The organism is Serratia sp. BW106 (assembly GCF_002607755.1).
Taxonomy (GTDB): domain Bacteria; phylum Pseudomonadota; class Gammaproteobacteria; order Enterobacterales; family Enterobacteriaceae; genus Serratia; species Serratia proteamaculans.
In genome coordinates this window covers 88,309-105,068 of the sequence record NZ_MCGS01000008.1, presented here as the reverse complement: position 1 = coordinate 105,068, position 16,760 = coordinate 88,309, and the positions used below count along the sequence as shown (strand labels likewise).

The following is a 16,760-nucleotide window of genomic DNA, read 5'->3' as shown; positions in this document are numbered from 1 at the left end:
AATTTGTTTTAAATAGATCACAATTTGAAAGATAAATATTTTATTGTGAAAGTTAATTATGAAAGAAAAATAACATCAAAGCGCGGTAGCCGTTAGGCAAGGAGGAAGATGGCAGCAGATTAAGGGCATAAAAAAGCCCGGCGAACCGGGCTGGAGGTAACAGATTTTGCGAGTGACGGGATCAGGCGATGGTGACTTTCTTATCCAGATAGGTGTCCTGAACCGCATTGATCAGCGCGACACCTTCTTTCATCGATTTCTTGAACGCTTTACGTCCCAGAATCAGCCCCATGCCGCCCGCGCGCTTGTTGATGACCGCGGTGCGCACCGATTCCTGCAGATCGTTTTCACCGGCGGCCCCACCGGAGTTAATCAACCCGGCGCGGCCCATATAGCAGTTGGCCAACTGGTAACGCACCAGATCGATCGGGTGGTCGGTGGTCAGCTTGCTGTAGACGCGGTCGTCGGTATAACCGAATTTCACCGCGCGGTAGCCGCCGTTGTTTTCCGCCATTTTCTGCTTAACGATATCGGCACCGATGGTGGCGGCAATATGGTTGGCCTGGCCGGTGAGATCGGCGCTGGAATGATAATCCACGCCGTCTTTGGTAAACGCCGGATTACGCAGGTAAGCCCACAGCACGGTGACCATACCCAGTTCGTGGGCGCGCTCGAAGGCGCTCGAGATCTCTTCAATCTGGCGGCGTGACTGTTCGGAACCAAAGTAAATGGTGGCGCCGACCGCGACGGCACCCATGTTGAAAGCCTGCTCGACGCTGGCATACAGGGTCTGGTCGTATTGGGTCGGATAACTCAGGGTTTCGTTATGGTTCAGTTTGACCAGGAACGGAATTTTATGGGCATAGCGGCGCGATACCGATGCCAGCACGCCGTAAGTCGAGGCGACGCAGTTACAGCCGGCCTCAATGGCCAGTTCGACGATGTTTTTCGGATCAAAGTACAGCGGGTTGGCGGCGAAAGACGCGCCGGCGGAGTGCTCAATACCCTGATCGACCGGCAGAATCGACAGGTAACCGGTACCGGCCAGGCGGCCGTGGTTGAGCAGGCTTTGCATCGAACGCAGAACGGTGTTGGGACGGTTATTATCGATCATGATCCGGTCGACAAAGTCGGCGCCCGGCAGGTACAGATTCTCAGCAGGGATGGTAGTACAGCGGTGTTGCAACAGGTCTTCCGCTTCCTTTCCTAACAACTGCGCAATATCAGTCATGATTGTCTCCTGATTAGCTTCTTCATACACCGACAATAAAAACCATAGGGGAGATTTATTCACCGGCGTAGTAAAAAGCGGTGATTGAAGCTGTAAAAACGATAGTAATGAAATCCTGATAGCAAGGAGACACAATAGATGCGATTGAGAGGAAATGCCATTTGGGAAGCCAAATAGCGGGGGACGATCGCCCCCTTGAAGGTCAGTGCTTGACTATTCGGCGTCAAACCACTCGGTATTCTGCAAAGCGATGGGGGTAATAGAGTAGATCATTTCTTGCAGGTGCTCATGGATGGCGCGCTCGGCGGCATCGGCATCCTGCGCCTTCAGTGCGGCAAAAATGCGGTAATGCTGCTGGAGCAGGCTTTCCGGTGGCGAGACTTCGCTCAGGCTGAGAAAACGCACCCGGTCCATGGTGGCCTTGATAGTTTCGATGGTCTCCCAGGCCAGCGGGCATTCGGCAAACTGGGTGAGCAACTGGTGGAACTCATCGTCCAGCGCCAGGAATTCACGTGTCTGCTTGTTCTGTGCGGCCAGCTCCTGACGATGCAAATTATGCTCCAGCGTCATCAGCTGTTCCGGTGTGATGCGTTCCGCCGCGCGACGTACAATGGCGCATTCTACGGCTTGGCGGATAAAACGCCCATCGGCTACCCGTTTGGCCGAAATCTTCATCACGAAAGTCCCGCGCTGCGGCAGGATCTGCACCAGTCCGGCCTCCGCCAGCTTGATAAAGGCTTCGCGCACCGGTTGGCGTGAAACGCTAAAGCGGGTGGAAATCTCTTTCTCTGACAGCAGCGTGCCGGGGGGAATAGTGCAGTCGACGATATCCTTACGCAGGAAACGGTAAATTTGCTGATTAACCGGAAGGCTATTGGTGAGGCTGTAGGATTCAGACATGGAGACGATCGGTCATCTGGCTGGGATTCGGATGCCACCATACTAGCAGATTATCGTCTGATGGCGGGTGGATAAATCCACCCGCCGAATAGGACAACTCAATGATGCCAGTCCTGGTATTCCTGTCGACGCCGCTGCGGTGCGGTCTCAGGCATCAGGCTCAAGCCGATGGCCGAAATCACCCCCAATACCATCATGTATCCCGCGAGGCCGTAATAATGGCCACCGGTCATCTGCAGGATCTTCACCGCCAGTAACCCGAGGATGCCGCTGCCGATCAGCGAACCAATCTGCCAGATTAACGCAATGCCGCTGCAGCGTACGCGAGTCGGGAACAGCTCAGGGAAGAAGGAGGCCTGTGGGGCATAGCACATGCTGTGGCCGAGGGTTAACACCAGAATCATGGCGATTTGGGTTATCCAGTAGCTGTCGAGGTTGATCGCCATAAAGAACGGCACTATGCAGATCACCTGCAGCAGCGCACCGGCGATATACACGGGTTTACGCCCCAGTCGGTCGGAAAGGTGGCCCATCAGCGGGATGGCGAATATTTCCAGCAGCACCGCGACTATCATCGCTTCCAGCAGAATACTTTCATTCAGATGATTGGCCTTGCCGTAGGCCAGCACGATCACCGTGAACATGGCGAAGGCACAGGCCTCAATCAGCTTGGCGCACACCCCTTTGCCGATCAGGCCAGGGTAGGTGCGAACCACTTCCACCACCGGTCGGCTTTCAACCGCCTTGGTGGCGCGGATTTGGTTAAATACCGGCGATTCGTCGATTTTCAGGCGAATGAACAACCCGACGATCACCAGCAGCAGGCTGAGCAGGAACGGGATACGCCAGCCCCAGTCCAGCATTTGTGCCGGCGTCAGCAGCGCGGTCAACAGGGCGAACAGCCCCGAGGGCAGCAGGAAACCGGCCGGCGCGCCGATCTGCACCCAACTGGCGTAGAAACCACGGCGCAGGGGTGGTGAGTATTCTGCGGTCATCAGCACCGCGCCAGCCTGTTCGCCACCGACGCCGAAACCTTGCAGTACGCGGATCAGGATCAGGGCGATGGGCGCCCAGATGCCGATTTTTTCATAGGTTGGCAGCAGACCGATGCAAAAGGTGCCGAGGCCGACAATCAAAATGGTGATCACCAACGCTTTCTTGCGGCCAACTTTGTCACCGATGTGGCCGAATACGATACCGCCCAGTGGGCGGGCCAGGAAACCGACCGCATAGGTGGCGAAGGCTGCCAGTGTACTGATCAGCGGATCAGCGCTGGGGAAAAACAGTTGTCCGAAGAACAGCACCGCAGCGGTGCCATAAGCGAAAAAGTCGTAGTACTCGGCTGCCGTGCCTATCGCCGAAGCGCTGGCGACACGCCGTAATAACGGTTGATTGTCGTTGGTAACGGCTTCATGTGGGGTTGCAGACATCAGAATTCTCCCGGTTAGTATCCGTTGATGGGCAGAGCGGCCACGGTGGTCTTGGCACCCTGCGCTAACAGCGCCTGATAGGCATGGGTGACGGTATCGACGAAGCTGTGATTGGCCGGCAGATCCTGACCAAAGACCGCATCGAGCTGCAACAGGGCCAACACCCGTTCCGGGCCTTCGCGACTGTTGCCGACCAAGTTGGCGAGGCGTTCACTTAAAGGATCGCTGATCTCAATAGGCTGACCCTGTTCATCCTTGCCGCCGACGTAACGCATCCAACCGGCGACGCCTAAAGCCAGACAGCTAAAATCGCTGCCGTGCGCCAGATGCCAACGAATGGAGTCCAACATGCGCTGCGGCAGTTTTTGCGTGCCGTCCATGGCGATCTGCCAGGTACGGTGCTTTAGCGCCGTATTGCGGTAACGGGCCAGTAGCGAGTCGGCGTAGTGCGTCAGATCCAGCTCACGAACCTGCAGCGTCGGTGCTTGCTCCGCCAGCATCAGGTGGCGTGCGGCTTTAACGAAATACGCATCCTGCATGCAGTCGCTGATATGCGCATAACCGGCCAAATAGCCCAGATAAGCGAGAAACGAATGGCTGCCGTTGAGCATCCGCAGCTTCATTTCCTCGTATGGCAGTACGTCGCTGACCAGCTCAGCACCGGCCTTTTCCCATGCCGGGCGTCCCTGCGGAAAGTGATCTTCGATCACCCATTGGCGGAAGGGTTCGCAGGCGACAGCGACCGGATCGGCGATGCCACCCAGTAAATCCTCAATGTGTTGCAGCGTTTCCGCGGTGACTGCCGGAACAATGCGGTCGACCATGGTTGATGGAAAGGCGACCTGCTGTGTGACCCACGCCGCCAGATCCGCATCCTGTCGCTGTGCCAGTTGGCTGAGTACGTTGCGGGTTACCTGACCGTTGGCCGGCATGTTGTCGCAGGACATTACGGCAAACGCCGGCAGGCCCCGTGCCCGGCGTAGCCGCAGTGCGGCCAGGATCAGGCCGGGGGCCGATCGCGGATGCAGTGGGTGGGCGATGTCATGCTGAATATCCGGATGCTCTGCCAACAACTGGCCGCTGGCGGGCTGATAGCAGTAGCCTTTCTCGCTGATGGTCAATGAAACGATGGCAATCTCCGGCTGTGCCATGGCTTCAAGCACGGCTTCCAGCCCGTCGACCTGCAGGTGCAGCGCCTGCCTGATGACGCCGATCGTCTGACCATGCCAGCCGTCGCCGTCCATTTCTGCGACCGTATACAGCAAATCCTGCCGTTGTAGGTCGGCGATTTTTTGCTGGCCGTTGTGCATGCTGATCACGCAGTAACCCCAGTCGCTGGCGTGCTCGTTAGCCAACTGTTCGGTATATACCGCCTGATGTGCGCGGAAAAATGCGCCAAAACCCAGATGCACGATGCGCGGTTTAATCCTTTCGCGAGCGTAACCCGGCTGCGCAACCGCCGTCGGCAGCACGCTGTTGCTGGAAAGTGTCATGCTGAAGTTCCTGAATGTGGGGACTGAAAGCGGGGCGACGTTGGCCGCCCCGGGCAGATTAGGGTTTTGATATTTGCGGTTGTGCGGTATTGCGCGGTGCCTTGATCACCAGCAGTACCAACACGGCCCCGAGCGCGGCCACGCCACCCGCCAGCATAAAGGCGCTGTCGAACTTGCCGGTGTTTTGCACGATGTAGCCGGTTACCACCGGGCCAATGATGCCGGAAACGCTGCCCACCAGATGGATAAAGCCACTGGCGCCACCAACCCGGGATTTATGCACCACGTCCTGGATAATCGCCCAGTAAATCGCCCCGGTGATGTACAGGAAGAAGATCGATACCGACATCAGCATCACCGCCGGTACTACGCTGCTGACGGTGCCCGCCAGTGCCACACAGATGGCCGCCGCCAGCAGGCTGGTGACCAGCACAATCTTGCGCGACAGCAGCAGTTTGCCGGTGATATTGAAAATTTTGTCGGAGATATAGCCGCCGAGCGCCAGGCCGACAAAGCCGACAATCCACGGGATCATGGTGGTGAGGCTCATTTCCTTGATGTTCAGGTTATGCGCCTGCACCAGATAGGACGGGAACCAGCTCAGGAAGAAGAACAGGATGTAGTTGTAGCAGAAGAAGGCGAACGCGGTGACCAGGATGATCGGCTGCTTCAGATAGTAACCCAGCCCGTGCGCGGCATTGCTCAGCTCTTCTTCGGCGCTGTGAGTCTCTTCCTTCATCTGGTTAATCAGCGCCAGCTCTTCATCGCCGATGCGTTTGCTTTTCGCCGGGTTATCCGCCACCACGAAGAACCACACCAGCATCCAGATGATACCGATCGAACAGATGACCATAAACGCCGGTCGCCAGCCAAATGCCAATGCCAGATAGCCGACGATCGGCCCGGCGACGGCACCGCCCAAAGGGGAACCGGCACTGAGCAGGCCCATGGCAGTCGCCGCCTGTTTCTTCGGGAACCAGCCGTTGATCATTTTATTGGCGGAGGCGCAGATTGGCCCTTCGGCCATGCCGAACAGTACGCGCAGGATCAGCATGGAATAGAAACCGGTAGCTAATGCCGTCATGCCGCAGAAAATCGACCACAGGCCGACGGCAATGCCGAGCACTAACGTCGGGCCGAATTTGTCTACCGCCAGCCCGCCGATAAAGTTAAAGATGGCGTAGCCGAAGAAGAAGCTGCCGAAGATGATGCCGAACTGCTCGGCATTCAACATCAGATCCTTTTCGATCATAGGTACGGTAATCGACAGCGCGACGCGGTCGAGGTAGTTGATCATGTAAACCATAAACAGCAGGAATACGATGGTCCAACGCAGGTTTTTAAACATAAAAGCACTCCACTTGATGTTGTTTTAATCGCGATGCTTCATGGTTGGAGAGGGCCGCTTCCTGCAGCCCCTGGCCCTGGTAGAGTAATCAATCGAATTGCAACAACACCTTGCAGCAGGTGCGCTGATCTTTTTCGAACATTAACATCGCCTGTTCAACCTCGGCGGCCGGCACGCAGTGAGTAATTAACTTCTGTGGGGCGATTTTCCCGCTGGCCATCCACTCGATGACCTGCGGGAAGCGCGCGCTGTTGAGGCGTGAGGAGAAAATCGACAGCTCTTTACTGGTGATGCTTTGTTGAGTCACGGTGCAGGCCTCGCCGGAGAACCCCATGATGCCGATGCGTGCCGCTGGGGACGCCAGGTTGATCGCCTCCTGCAAAATGGCCGGATGGCAGGCGGCGTCGACGATCAGCGTCGGGCGGATGCCGCGTCGTTCCAGTTCGGCGGGCAGCGACGCTTCGGCATTGTTGAATGTCCAGTCGGCCCCGTTTTCCTGCGCCATCTCCAGTCGTTCCTTGATGCGATCGGTGACGATCACCTGCTTCACACCGTAGACGCCTTTCAGCGTTTGGATCACCGTCAGCCCCATCGGCCCCGCGCCGTAGACAAGCGCGATATCAGCGGCATTGGGCTGCAGATGGGCGGTGATATTGGCGGCAATGGTGAAGGGTTCGACCATGGCGGCGTGGCGATCGCTGATACTGTCCGGAATGCGGTAGGCGTTACGCGCCGGGGCACAGGCATAGTCACTGAAGCCACCGTCGCGGTGCACACCTATCACCTGCAGTTCGGTACAGACGTTGGGGCGGCCTATAGAGCAAGGGTAGCAATGGCCGCAACTGACCACCGGATCGACCGAAACGCGTTCGCCGAGCCGCTGCGGGTCGACATCGCTGCCGACCTGATCAATCACGCCAAAAAACTCATGACCGATCACGCGCGGGTAGCGGGCAAACGGATTATGACCATGATAAATATGCACGTCAGAACCGCAGATACCGGCAAATTTAACCTTTACCCGCACTTCATTAGCGGCCGGCTGCGGCAGAGGGCGCTGCTGGATAGCCAGCAGGCCGGGCTGTTCAATGACCACGCTTTGCATGGTGCGTTCTCCTGTTACCAGTTCCATAGGGTGCCATCCTCCAGGCGTGCGACCGGCAGGTAAGCCGGTTCGTACGGATAACGGGCGGCCAGTTTTTCGTTGAACTCAATGCCCAGCCCCGGTTTATTGCCCGGGTGCATATAGCCGTCGTTAAAGCTCCAGCTATGGGGGAATACCTCGAGCATTTGTTCGGAGTAACCCATGTATTCCTGCACGCCAAAGTTCGGCACCCACAGATCGAAATGCAGCGCCGCCGCCATGCAGATAGGCGAAAGATCGGAGGGGCCGTGCGACCCGGTGCGCACCTGATACAGCGAGGCAAAGTCGGCAATACGGCGCATGCCGGTAATGCCACCGGCGTGGGTCAGGGTGGTGCGGATATAGTCAATCAGCTGCTCTTCAATCAGCTGTTTGCAATCCCAGATGCTGTTAAACACCTCGCCGACGGCGATTGGCGTGACGGTGTGCTGGCGGATCAGGCGGAAACATTCCTGATTCTCCGCAGGCGTGGGGTCTTCCATCCAGAACAGGCGGTATTGCTCAACGCTTTTGCCGAAGCGTGCGGCCTCGATCGGGGTCAGCCGGTGGTGCATGTCGTGCAGCAAGTGCTCGTCAAAACCAAAGCGGTTGCGCACGGCTTCAAACAGTTTGGGGGTGAAATCGAGGTATTTCTCCGTTGACCACAGCTGTTCTTCCGGCCAGTTGCCCTTGGTGGCGGGTTCATAAGCCAACCCTTTGCCCTTGGCCATGCCGTAGGTGGTTTTCATGCCCGGCACGCCACACTGGGCGCGAATGGCTTTAAAGCCCAACTCTTTATGTTTGGCGTAGTCGTCGAGCACTTCGTCGATAGAATGGCCGGTGGTGTGGCAGTAAACCATCACGCCAGTACGTGATGCGCCGCCCAGTAACTGGTACAGCGGCATGTTGGCGGCCTTGCCTTTGATATCCCACAGCGCCATGTCTACGGCGGAAATGGCGGACATGGTCACCGGGCCGCGCCGCCAGTAAGCGCCTTTATAGAAGAACTGCCAGATGTCTTCGATCTGGTGGGCATCACGACCGATCAATTGCGGACAGACGTGATCTTTCAGGTAGGACGCCACCGGCAACTCGCGGCCGTTAAGGGTTGCGTCGCCGATACCGGTAATCCCCTCGTCAGTGGTGATCTTAAGCGTGACAAAGTTCCTGCCTGGGCAGGTCACAAAAACCTCTGCGTTGATAATTTTCATAGGTCTAATCCTGTTCCCACGGGTCATCATAATGGACGAAAAATACGCCATGAACTAACTACCATACAAGTATGATTTAATGAATTTGCCGGAGAGGATCACATTTTGTCGCAGAAAAGGGAGCAGCGGAGGCAAGGCAAAGGCGGACGGGTTGCCCTTATAGCAAACCGCGCCCAACCTGTGCTGGTGGGCGCTGTGGGGGACTATTTAGAGGACTGAGGTTGGCCCAGTAATCCACAGTTGGGTGGCAGGCGGCATTCGATGGCGTTGGGCAGCACTTCAATACGGAAATGAGTGCCCTTGAGCGGTTCACCGTCGAGATTAAAAGCCATCTCATGGGGCGCATCGATTTCCAGCCACGGCAGTGCAGCGCTGATCACGTTTTTGTTTTCTTCATCACTAAACAGGCTGGCCACTAACGCCGGCAGCAACTCATCAGCGATCAACAGACGCAGTTGCAGCAAGCCATCGTTGATCAGTGCGTCCGGGCATAACTGCTGCCCGCCACCGGCTTGTTTGCCGTTACCGATGCCAATCACCAGCGCGTCGCCGGACCAATGGAAATCCGGCCCACGGATCTCGCAGCGATCGGCCTTGAGCGTATCCATGCGCAGTAAGCCATGAATAAAGTAGGACACACCGCCTAACACGGCCTTCAGTTTCTCCGGGGTCTCGGTCGTGATACGAGTGCCAAAGCCGCCGGTGGCCATATTGATGAAATAGCGATGATCATTCACTTTGGCCAGGTCTATCGGGACTGCGCGGCCTTTCACGGCTAAACGCAGTGCCTGCTCCGGCAGCAGTGGGATATTGCAGGCTACGGCGAAGTCGTTGGCCGTGCCCAACGGCAGAATGCCCAATACCGGCCGACCCTTGGCCGGTAAGGTTGCCAATGCTGCGGCCACTTCGTTGATGGTGCCATCGCCGCCGCCGGCAATCAGCGTGGCCATTCCCAGATGGCAGGCTTCCTGCACATACCGTGCGGCATCTCCATGCTCCCAGGTGACGCGAACGTGCAGAGTTTGGCCCTCATCCCGCAACTTCTGGACTGCAAGGCGAACCTCTTCGTTGCCGGCGCCTTTGCCATTAATGATAAGAAGCGCTGGTGCTGGTGGATGCATTCCCGGTCTCTCCCTGCGGTAAACAGATAATGAGCAACGATAAACTACCCACCCGCGGCAGGCCATCAGAATATTCAGTTAATTCTGGGTAGATGCCGTTGGGCAGAGATAATTCCTACATAATTGACTTAATCTGAGATATACGCCGCAGATGAGTTAGCGTTTTTTGTTAATGAATTAATTAACCGTTGTAGCATGGTATTTATATCGCTGTGAGGGAAGGTGTTTTTAAAAATAGATTTAAATAATGTGTTAAAAAAATGGCTGGTTATATTAGCGATACCCGAGCGGATAGGCGGTTGAAACCAAAGAAAAAGCCAGTCCAAGGGAGATTGGACCGGCTAAGGAGGTGGTTCCTAGTATTGCTATGCAAATATTTTTCGTTCTTAGTTTTAAGCAGCCTGATATTAACCAAGCTGCGGACTAATTGATGTGATCCAATTCTAATATTTGCTAAAAATCACCACTTAAAGATAGCCAGCGGAATTTTCACACCGCAGGAGTATTGGTATCAGGCAAATTGCGGATCAGCAACGCGTAATTGAGATCGATATCATGCGGGATCGGCAAATAGACGATATGCCCGTTGCCTGGCGCCACATCGATCGCTTCACCTTTTTTATTCTGCATGCTCTCCAGGGTAAACAACACGTTACCACCGGGAGTCATCATCTCTACGCCATCACCGACCATGAACTTGTTTTTCACATCCACTTCTGCCCAACCGTCACGCCTGACGCCGGTGAATTCACCGACAAACTGCTGGCGTTCAGACAGTGAGGAACCGTAATCATAGTTTTGCTGGGCTTCATGCACATGGCGACGCAGGAAACCTTCGGTGTAACCCCGGTGCGCCAAACCTTCCAGTGTGGTGAGCAGGGTGGGATCGAATGGTTTGCCCGCGACCGCGTCATCAATGGCGCGGCGATAAACTTGCGCAGTGCGTGCGCAGTAGTAGAAGGATTTGGTACGGCCTTCGATTTTCAGCGAATGCACGCCGAGCTGAGTCAGACGTTCTACGTGCTGGATGGCGCGTAAATCCTTCGAGTTCATGATGTAGGTGCCGTGTTCATCCTCAAAGGCGCTCATGTATTCATCCGGCTTTTGCGCTTCGGACAGCATGAACACTTTGTCGGTTGGCGCGCCGATACCCAATGTCGGTTCGACGGTTTGCACCGGGATCGGCTCATGCATATGCACGATGTTGCCGGTCTCGTCCTCTTTGCCTTCTTCCGCCTTGTACTGCCAGCGGCAGGCATTGGTGCAGGTACCCTGATTAGGGTCGCGCTTGTTGATATAACCGGACAGCAGGCAGCGGCCGGAGTAGGCCATGCACAACGCGCCGTGAACAAAGATTTCCAGCTCCATCTCAGGTACCTGGGCGCGGATCTCGGCGATCTCTTCCAGTGACAGTTCGCGCGACAGGATCACTCGCGTCAGCCCCATTTGCTGCCAGAACTTCACCGTTGCCCAGTTAACCGCATTCGCCTGTACTGACAAATGAATGTCCATCTGCGGGAAGGCTTCACGCACCATCATGATCAGGCCGGGATCGGACATGATCAGCGCATCCGGGCCCATGTCGATCACCGGTTTAAGATCGCGCAGGAAGGTTTTCAGCTTGGCGTTGTGCGGGGCGATATTCACCACTACGTAGAATCTTTTGCCCAGTGCGTGGGCTTCGTTGATCCCCTGCGCCAGGTTCTCATGATTGAATTCGTTGTTGCGCACCCGCAGGCTGTAACGCGGTTGGCCGGCATAAACGGCGTCGGCACCATAGGCAAAGGCGTAACGCATGTTTTTCAGCGTGCCGGCCGGGGAGAGGAGTTCCGGTGTAAACATAATGAGTCTCGGTCTGATTTCAGGTCAGTACCGCACCACCAAATGGCGCAGTAAAAGCGGGGGATTGTAGCGGCAGCGTGACAAGAAATCAGCAGGTAACCGGATTTATTACAGGGAGATTGATCCTGGTCATAAGAAAAACGCGCGATGGCAGCCATCGCGCGTCGCCCAGATGAAGTTATGCGCTCAAATCGCGTACATCGGTGCTCGGGCCGTTCTTGATCACCGACTGAATACCGTTTTTTGCTGCTGTTTCAGAGCTGTACATTTCACTGACGCCGATCACCTGATGGTTCTTGGCTTTCAGTACAAAGTAAGGCTGATTGCTGGTGCTGTGTTTCAGTTCGTACTGCGCTTCGTGAGGGGAATTGGTTTGCACTGAGGCAATGCCATTTTCCGCCGAGGCCTTGCTGGCGTACATCTCACTGGCCAGAATAATTTCACCATTACTGGCTTTCAGGTTGAAGTGGTACTGTCCATTCTTTGCTTTTTTCAGCTCATAGTGACCGATTGCCATGGTTCCTCTCCTGTGGGTTCCGATAAGTGATGTAAGTGTAGCCAATAGCTTGAAATTGGGCGGCTAATAAACATGACTTGCGCACCATAGCGCAAAAAACAGGCGATTTTTTTGCGCTGGCGTTGAGTTTTAACCAGCGGATAGTGCTGTAGCACGAGAAGCTAATGGGGGATTGTGATGCGCAGAAAGTCTGCGCAGCTGGCCGCATTTTTGCCAGGGCAGTATTTCACCGACGGTCACGCCACGTTAAGGTTGGCTCGCTGCGTCATTGGCGTTCAAAAAACAAGCACAGCATCTTGGCATCGAAGCTCAACAGGCATATGCTTAGGCCTATGCCTGTCAGAGGAGATGAAAATGGAAAGAGTCGCGAAGCTGTTTAAAAACGGCAGAAATCAGGCGGTGAGATTACCCGTGGAATTCGAATTTGATACAGATCGTGTGTATATCCGCCGCGATCGGGAGGGAAACGTGATTTTATCAAAGTATCCGGAAAAACCTGACAGTTGGGCTCCACTGCTGCAAATGATCGAGCAAGCTCAGGTACCGCAGGACTTCCTGGTGGCTGAGGATCGTCAACAGGGGATCGCCATCCGCGATCCGTTCGGCGAGGAAGAGTAGGCATGTACATGTTTGATACCAATACGGTCAGCCAACTGTTCCGTCGGCATCCCCGCTTATTGCGCGTAATGGAAAAGATCCCGCCGTCTGCGGTCTGCATTTCCAGTATCACGGAGGCGGAATTGTTGTATGGCGTAGCCAAGCGGCAAAGTTTGGCGCTAAAAGCGACCGTGGCGGCATTCCTGGATTCCGTGACGGTGTATGCCTGGGACCGGGAAGCCGCGCATTGCTACGGAACGATGCGGGCGGATATGGCGAAAAAGGGGCGAGTAATGGGGGCTTTGGATCAGCTTATTGCCGCACACGCGCAGAGCCGTGGTGCGACAATAGTGACTAACGATAAGGCGTTCGCCATGGTGCCGGGGCTGAGGGTCGAAGACTGGACCTAGAACCGGTTACAGCCCATTCACCAGCCGACAGGCTTCGGCTTCCCAGCGGTAACCCACGCCATACACCGAGCGGATAAAGGATTTTTCGCCGTCGATCAGCTCCAGCTTGCGCCGCAGGTTTTTGATATGGCTGTCAATAGTGCGGTCGGTCACCACCCGGTAGTCATCATACAGATTATTCAGCAGTTGCTCGCGTGAGAACACGTTGCCCGGCTGGCTGGCCAGCGTTTTCAGCAGGCGGAATTCCGCCGGGGTGAGATCCAGCATATGGCCCTGATAGCTGGCCTGAAAGCGCGGTTCATCAATATGAAGCTGGGTTTCTTCCTGCGTATTATCCAGCGGGCGGTAGCAACGGCGCAGAATGGTTTTCACCCGGGCGACCACTTCACGTGGGCTGTAAGGTTTGCAGATGTAATCATCTGCGCCGATCTCCAGCCCCAGCAGGCGATCAATTTCTTCAATTTTCGCTGTCACCATCACCACAGGGATGTCGGTAAAGCGGCGTAGTTCGCGGCAGACGGTCAGCCCATCAGCGCCCGGCAGCATCAGATCCAGCAGGATCAGTGCGGGGGCACGTTCATGCACTGCCGGCACGACTTCGCTGCCATTGGTCAGCCAGCGCGTGGCGTACCCTGCGGCCTGCAGGTAGTCCACCAGCAGTTGGCCAAGTTTAGGTTCGTCTTCAACAATCATAATTTGCAACGGCTGGTTCTGGGTTTCCATCATGACGCCTTATTCATTACCGGGACGGCGAATTCTACTGTAATCCGCACGCCGCCCAAAGGCGAGTGCTGTGCGTAGATCGTCCCGTTGTGTGCTTCCACTATGTTTTGACAGATCGACAGCCCCAGTCCGGAGCCGCCGCTGGCACGATTACGCGAACCTTCGGTACGGTAGAAGCGTTCGAAAATGCGCGCCAGTTGCTCATCATTGACGCCCGGCGCGCTGTCCTGCCAGTAAATCCGCAGGCGGCCCGGCAACGGCTCTGCACCGATTTCCAGCTTACCGCCGGCGTCGGTATAACGCAGACTGTTTTCCAACAGGTTGTTAAACAGCTGATTAAGCCTGTCCGGATCGCCAAACAGCGATGCCTGTTCAGGCAACAGAGTCACGATTTCCAGCCCTTTGGCGCGGAACCGGTCGCGGAAGCTGGCGACTGCAATTTGCAGCAAGTGCACACAGTCGACTGGTGATTTACGGTAAGCGAGCGCGCCGAGATCGGATAACGACAGTTGGTGCAGGTCATCTACCAGCTTGGTCAGGGTGGTGACTTCCGCCAGCAATGAGCTGAGTGAGGCCGGGGTAGGTTGGCGCACGCCGTCTTGCAAGGCTTCAAGTTCGCCGCGCAACACCGCCAGCGGGGTACGTAATTCGTGCGAGACGTCGGCCATCACGGCGCGCCGCATCTGTTCATTTTTTTCCAGTGAGGTGGCGAGTTGGTTAAAGTCCTGCGCCAGTCGCCCCAGTTCATCCTGGCTGCTGACGGCCACGCGGGTGCCGAAATCCCCGGCCGCCAGCCGATGAGTACCTGCTACCAGGCGTTTGACCGGCGCCAGTAATCCGCGCGACATCAGCCAGGTCACCGCCGCTGCCAACAGCGTGGAGAGGGCGACAATCATCCAACTGGTGCGCCTTTGCTGTTGGTCGAAGTTGATGTCGGTATTGCGCGTCAACCTCTCAACCGGGGTGGTGATCACCCAGCCGACAATTTCATTGTTGTAGCGGATCGGATGGCGCGGGCCTTCCTTCGGCAGCGGGCCGGAATGCCCGACCAGCCGGTTAAACTGGCTGTCTACCACCCAGAACTGGGTACGCCAGCCCTTGGGCGGCAGATTGTGGCTGCTGTCGCTGTTCTGTTCGAACGAACGCATGATCTGGTAAACCACCTGATCGTTATTGCGCAGAAAGACCCAGTTGCCGTGGCGGCTGTACTGTTCTTCCAGCGCTTCACCCAGCATATTGATACGCTGCTCGTTGCTGTTCTTGATGTAGTCGATAAAACCGCGCTCGAAGCTGACACGCACACCCCAATGCATGGTGATGAGCACCAGCATGCAGGTGGCGAAGATCGCCATGAACAGTTTACCGGTAATGCCTATTTTCATTGCAACCTCGTGGAGCCGGTGCCCGGCTCTTTGGTCAGCGTACGGTTAGTCGTGGTATCGGCCGGGACACGGGCGAAGGCCAGCGCAGGCAGGGCGATGATTAACGCCATGCAGCAGTAGCTGTAAATAAAGGCGCTGTGAATCGCCGGGCTGCCGGTGATCACCTGCTGATGGGCAAAGCTGCCGATCAGAATACCGGCGATGCTGACGCCAAGACTCATCGACAGTTGCATCACCATCGACAGCAGGCTGTTGCCGCTGCTGGCCAGCCGGTCAGGCAAATCTTTCAGCGTCAGGGTATTCATGGCCGAGAAGCGCAGCGAGTTGACCATGCCCTGGAAGAACAGCACCACCGGCAACAGCCAGATCCAGCCGAGCATGGCGACCAGCGGGAAACTCAGGCTGATCAACGCCAGCATCAGCGTTGCGGCCACCAGCACGTTGCGGTAACCGAAACGGTTAACCACTCGCACCACGATGCGCTTCATCCCCATACTGCCAATAATCATCGGGATCATCATCAACCCGGCGTGGAACGGAGAAAACCCCATGCCGACCTGCATAAACAGCGGCGTCATAAACGGCAACATGCCGCTGCCGATACGGCCCAGCAGGCTGGCCGTCAGCCCAACTTTATAGGTCTGGGTTTTGAACAACCGCAGCGAGAACAGCGCCCGGCTGTTGCCGTGAGCATGCCACCAGTAACCGGCCAGCGCCGCTACGCCGGCTACCACCAGGCCGCCGATGGCGGTGGCCGACAACCCCATTCCCTTGTGGCCGTCAAGCGCCAGCGTCAACGTCGCCATACCGATCGCCAGCATGATAAAACCGCTGATGTCGAAGCGCCGGGTCTGCATGCGGTAGTTGGGCATCAGCAGCAGCGTGGCGATGGCCCCGGCAATCCCCACCGGAATATTGATCAGGAAAATCCAGTGCCAACTGGCGTACTGCACCAAAAAGCCGCCCAGTGCCGGCCCCATTAGCGGGCCGATTTGGCCGGGCAGGGTAACAAAGGTCATCGCCGCCATATACTGTTCGCGCGGGACGATTTTCATCACCGTCAGCCGACCGACCGGCACCATCATCGCGCCGCCGATGCCCTGCACCACGCGTGAGGCAATCAGCTCATTCAGGGTTTCGGAGCGGGCACAGAGGATCGATCCCAGAGTGAACAGCACGATGGCGCTGAAGAATACCCGCTGCACGCCAACCCGATCCGCCAGCCAGCCGCTGGCCGGCAGCATCACCGCCACCGTCAGTACGTAGGAGACGATCACCGATTGCATGCGCAGCGGATTCTCCCCCAGGCTGACAGCCATCGATGGCAGGGCGGTGTTGACGATGGTGGTGTCCAGCGTCTGCATAAAGAAGCCGAACGCCACAATCCAGAGTTGCCACTGTACTGAAGCAGTGTGTTTTATAAGCATCAATC

The 16,760-nt window shown here is 56.4% G+C and carries 15 protein-coding genes; 2 read left to right on the top strand and 13 right to left on the bottom strand.

Annotated elements, in window-relative coordinates; genetic code table 11:
• Positions 1–181 precede the first annotated feature (181 nt).
• The 10 genes from fbaB to BEI65_RS06345 all read right to left on the bottom strand — a co-directional run bounded on the left by fbaB (position 182) and on the right by BEI65_RS06345 (position 12,216).
• Positions 182–1,231, bottom strand: a complete 1,050-nt coding sequence (gene fbaB / locus BEI65_RS06390; protein WP_099062625.1) for a class I fructose-bisphosphate aldolase — start codon at positions 1,229–1,231, stop codon at positions 182–184.
• 213 nt (positions 1,232–1,444) lie between these two features.
• A complete protein-coding gene (locus tag BEI65_RS06385; RefSeq protein ID WP_099062624.1) occupies positions 1,445–2,131 on the bottom strand; it encodes a GntR family transcriptional regulator in 687 nt (228 codons plus the stop codon).
• A 98-nt stretch (positions 2,132–2,229) separates the two neighbouring features.
• Entirely contained in the window at positions 2,230–3,561 is a 1,332-nt protein-coding gene (locus tag BEI65_RS06380) for an MFS transporter (protein WP_099062623.1), read from the bottom strand.
• Positions 3,562–3,575: 14 nt separating this feature from the next.
• Entirely contained in the window at positions 3,576–5,054 is a 1,479-nt protein-coding gene (locus tag BEI65_RS06375) for a mannitol dehydrogenase family protein (RefSeq protein WP_099062622.1), read from the bottom strand.
• 58 nt (positions 5,055–5,112) lie between these two features.
• Positions 5,113–6,402, bottom strand: a complete 1,290-nt coding sequence (locus BEI65_RS06370; RefSeq protein WP_099062621.1) for an MFS transporter — start codon at positions 6,400–6,402, stop codon at positions 5,113–5,115.
• Positions 6,403–6,490: 88 nt separating this feature from the next.
• Entirely contained in the window at positions 6,491–7,507 is a 1,017-nt protein-coding gene (locus BEI65_RS06365; protein WP_099062620.1) for a Zn-dependent oxidoreductase, read from the bottom strand.
• Positions 7,508–7,521: 14 nt separating this feature from the next.
• The gene (manD, locus tag BEI65_RS06360; RefSeq protein ID WP_085118175.1) at positions 7,522–8,736 is read right to left on the bottom strand and encodes a D-mannonate dehydratase ManD; all 1,215 of its coding nucleotides are present in this window, start codon (positions 8,734–8,736) and stop codon (positions 7,522–7,524) included.
• 203 nt (positions 8,737–8,939) lie between these two features.
• Positions 8,940–9,857, bottom strand: coding sequence for a lipid kinase YegS (gene yegS / locus BEI65_RS06355; RefSeq protein ID WP_099062619.1), 918 nt, complete (start codon positions 9,855–9,857; stop codon positions 8,940–8,942).
• 489 nt (positions 9,858–10,346) lie between these two features.
• Entirely contained in the window at positions 10,347–11,699 is a 1,353-nt protein-coding gene (gene yegQ / locus BEI65_RS06350) for a tRNA 5-hydroxyuridine modification protein YegQ (RefSeq protein WP_099062618.1), read from the bottom strand.
• A gap of 178 nt (positions 11,700–11,877) precedes the next feature.
• The gene (locus tag BEI65_RS06345) at positions 11,878–12,216 is read right to left on the bottom strand and encodes a YegP family protein (protein WP_099062617.1); all 339 of its coding nucleotides are present in this window, start codon (positions 12,214–12,216) and stop codon (positions 11,878–11,880) included.
• Positions 12,217–12,570: 354 nt separating this feature from the next.
• Between BEI65_RS06345 and BEI65_RS06340 the strand changes: the two genes are divergently transcribed.
• A complete protein-coding gene (locus BEI65_RS06340) occupies positions 12,571–12,834 on the top strand; it encodes an antitoxin (protein WP_099062616.1) in 264 nt (87 codons plus the stop codon).
• Positions 12,835–12,836: 2 nt separating this feature from the next.
• Complete coding sequence (locus BEI65_RS06335) at positions 12,837–13,223, top strand: type II toxin-antitoxin system VapC family toxin (protein ID WP_099062615.1); 387 nt, start codon at positions 12,837–12,839, stop codon at positions 13,221–13,223.
• Positions 13,224–13,229: 6 nt separating this feature from the next.
• On the opposite strand, the gene baeR is transcribed toward BEI65_RS06335, so the two are convergent.
• From baeR to BEI65_RS06320, 3 genes are read right to left on the bottom strand one after another with little or no spacing between them, the layout of a single operon-like run.
• Entirely contained in the window at positions 13,230–13,946 is a 717-nt protein-coding gene (gene baeR, locus BEI65_RS06330; protein WP_099062614.1) for a two-component system response regulator BaeR, read from the bottom strand.
• On the bottom strand, positions 13,946–15,328 hold the full coding sequence (gene baeS / locus BEI65_RS06325; RefSeq protein WP_099062613.1) for a two-component system sensor histidine kinase BaeS: 1,383 nt from the start codon (positions 15,326–15,328) through the stop codon (positions 13,946–13,948). The genes baeR and baeS overlap by 1 nt, the downstream gene beginning before the upstream one ends.
• A complete protein-coding gene (locus BEI65_RS06320; protein WP_099062612.1) occupies positions 15,325–16,755 on the bottom strand; it encodes an MFS transporter in 1,431 nt (476 codons plus the stop codon). Before BEI65_RS06320 ends, baeS begins: the two co-directional genes overlap by 4 nt.
• Between the last annotated feature and the right edge of the window lie 5 nt (positions 16,756–16,760).

Bases quoted from the DNA above. Each gene is read 5' to 3' on its own strand.
- yegQ (WP_099062618.1), bottom strand. From the start codon at position 11,699: ATGTTTACACCGGAACTCCTCTCCCCGGCCGGCACGCTGAAAAACATG.
- BEI65_RS06385 (WP_099062624.1), bottom strand. From the start codon at position 2,131: ATGTCTGAATCCTACAGCCTCACCAATAGCCTTCCGGTTAATCAGCAA.
- BEI65_RS06375 (WP_099062622.1), bottom strand. From the start codon at position 5,054: ATGACACTTTCCAGCAACAGCGTGCTGCCGACGGCGGTTGCGCAGCCG.
- BEI65_RS06335 (WP_099062615.1), top strand. From the start codon at position 12,837: ATGTACATGTTTGATACCAATACGGTCAGCCAACTGTTCCGTCGGCAT.
- BEI65_RS06320 (WP_099062612.1), bottom strand. From the start codon at position 16,755: ATGCTTATAAAACACACTGCTTCAGTACAGTGGCAACTCTGGATTGTG.
- baeS (WP_099062613.1), bottom strand. From the start codon at position 15,328: ATGAAAATAGGCATTACCGGTAAACTGTTCATGGCGATCTTCGCCACC.
- BEI65_RS06380 (WP_099062623.1), bottom strand. From the start codon at position 3,561: ATGTCTGCAACCCCACATGAAGCCGTTACCAACGACAATCAACCGTTA.
- fbaB (WP_099062625.1), bottom strand. From the start codon at position 1,231: ATGACTGATATTGCGCAGTTGTTAGGAAAGGAAGCGGAAGACCTGTTG.
- BEI65_RS06345 (WP_099062617.1), bottom strand. From the start codon at position 12,216: ATGGCAATCGGTCACTATGAGCTGAAAAAAGCAAAGAATGGACAGTAC.
- BEI65_RS06365 (WP_099062620.1), bottom strand. From the start codon at position 7,507: ATGCAAAGCGTGGTCATTGAACAGCCCGGCCTGCTGGCTATCCAGCAG.
- BEI65_RS06370 (WP_099062621.1), bottom strand. From the start codon at position 6,402: ATGTTTAAAAACCTGCGTTGGACCATCGTATTCCTGCTGTTTATGGTT.
- BEI65_RS06340 (WP_099062616.1), top strand. From the start codon at position 12,571: ATGGAAAGAGTCGCGAAGCTGTTTAAAAACGGCAGAAATCAGGCGGTG.
- yegS (WP_099062619.1), bottom strand. From the start codon at position 9,857: ATGCATCCACCAGCACCAGCGCTTCTTATCATTAATGGCAAAGGCGCC.
- baeR (WP_099062614.1), bottom strand. From the start codon at position 13,946: ATGGAAACCCAGAACCAGCCGTTGCAAATTATGATTGTTGAAGACGAA.
- manD (WP_085118175.1), bottom strand. From the start codon at position 8,736: ATGAAAATTATCAACGCAGAGGTTTTTGTGACCTGCCCAGGCAGGAAC.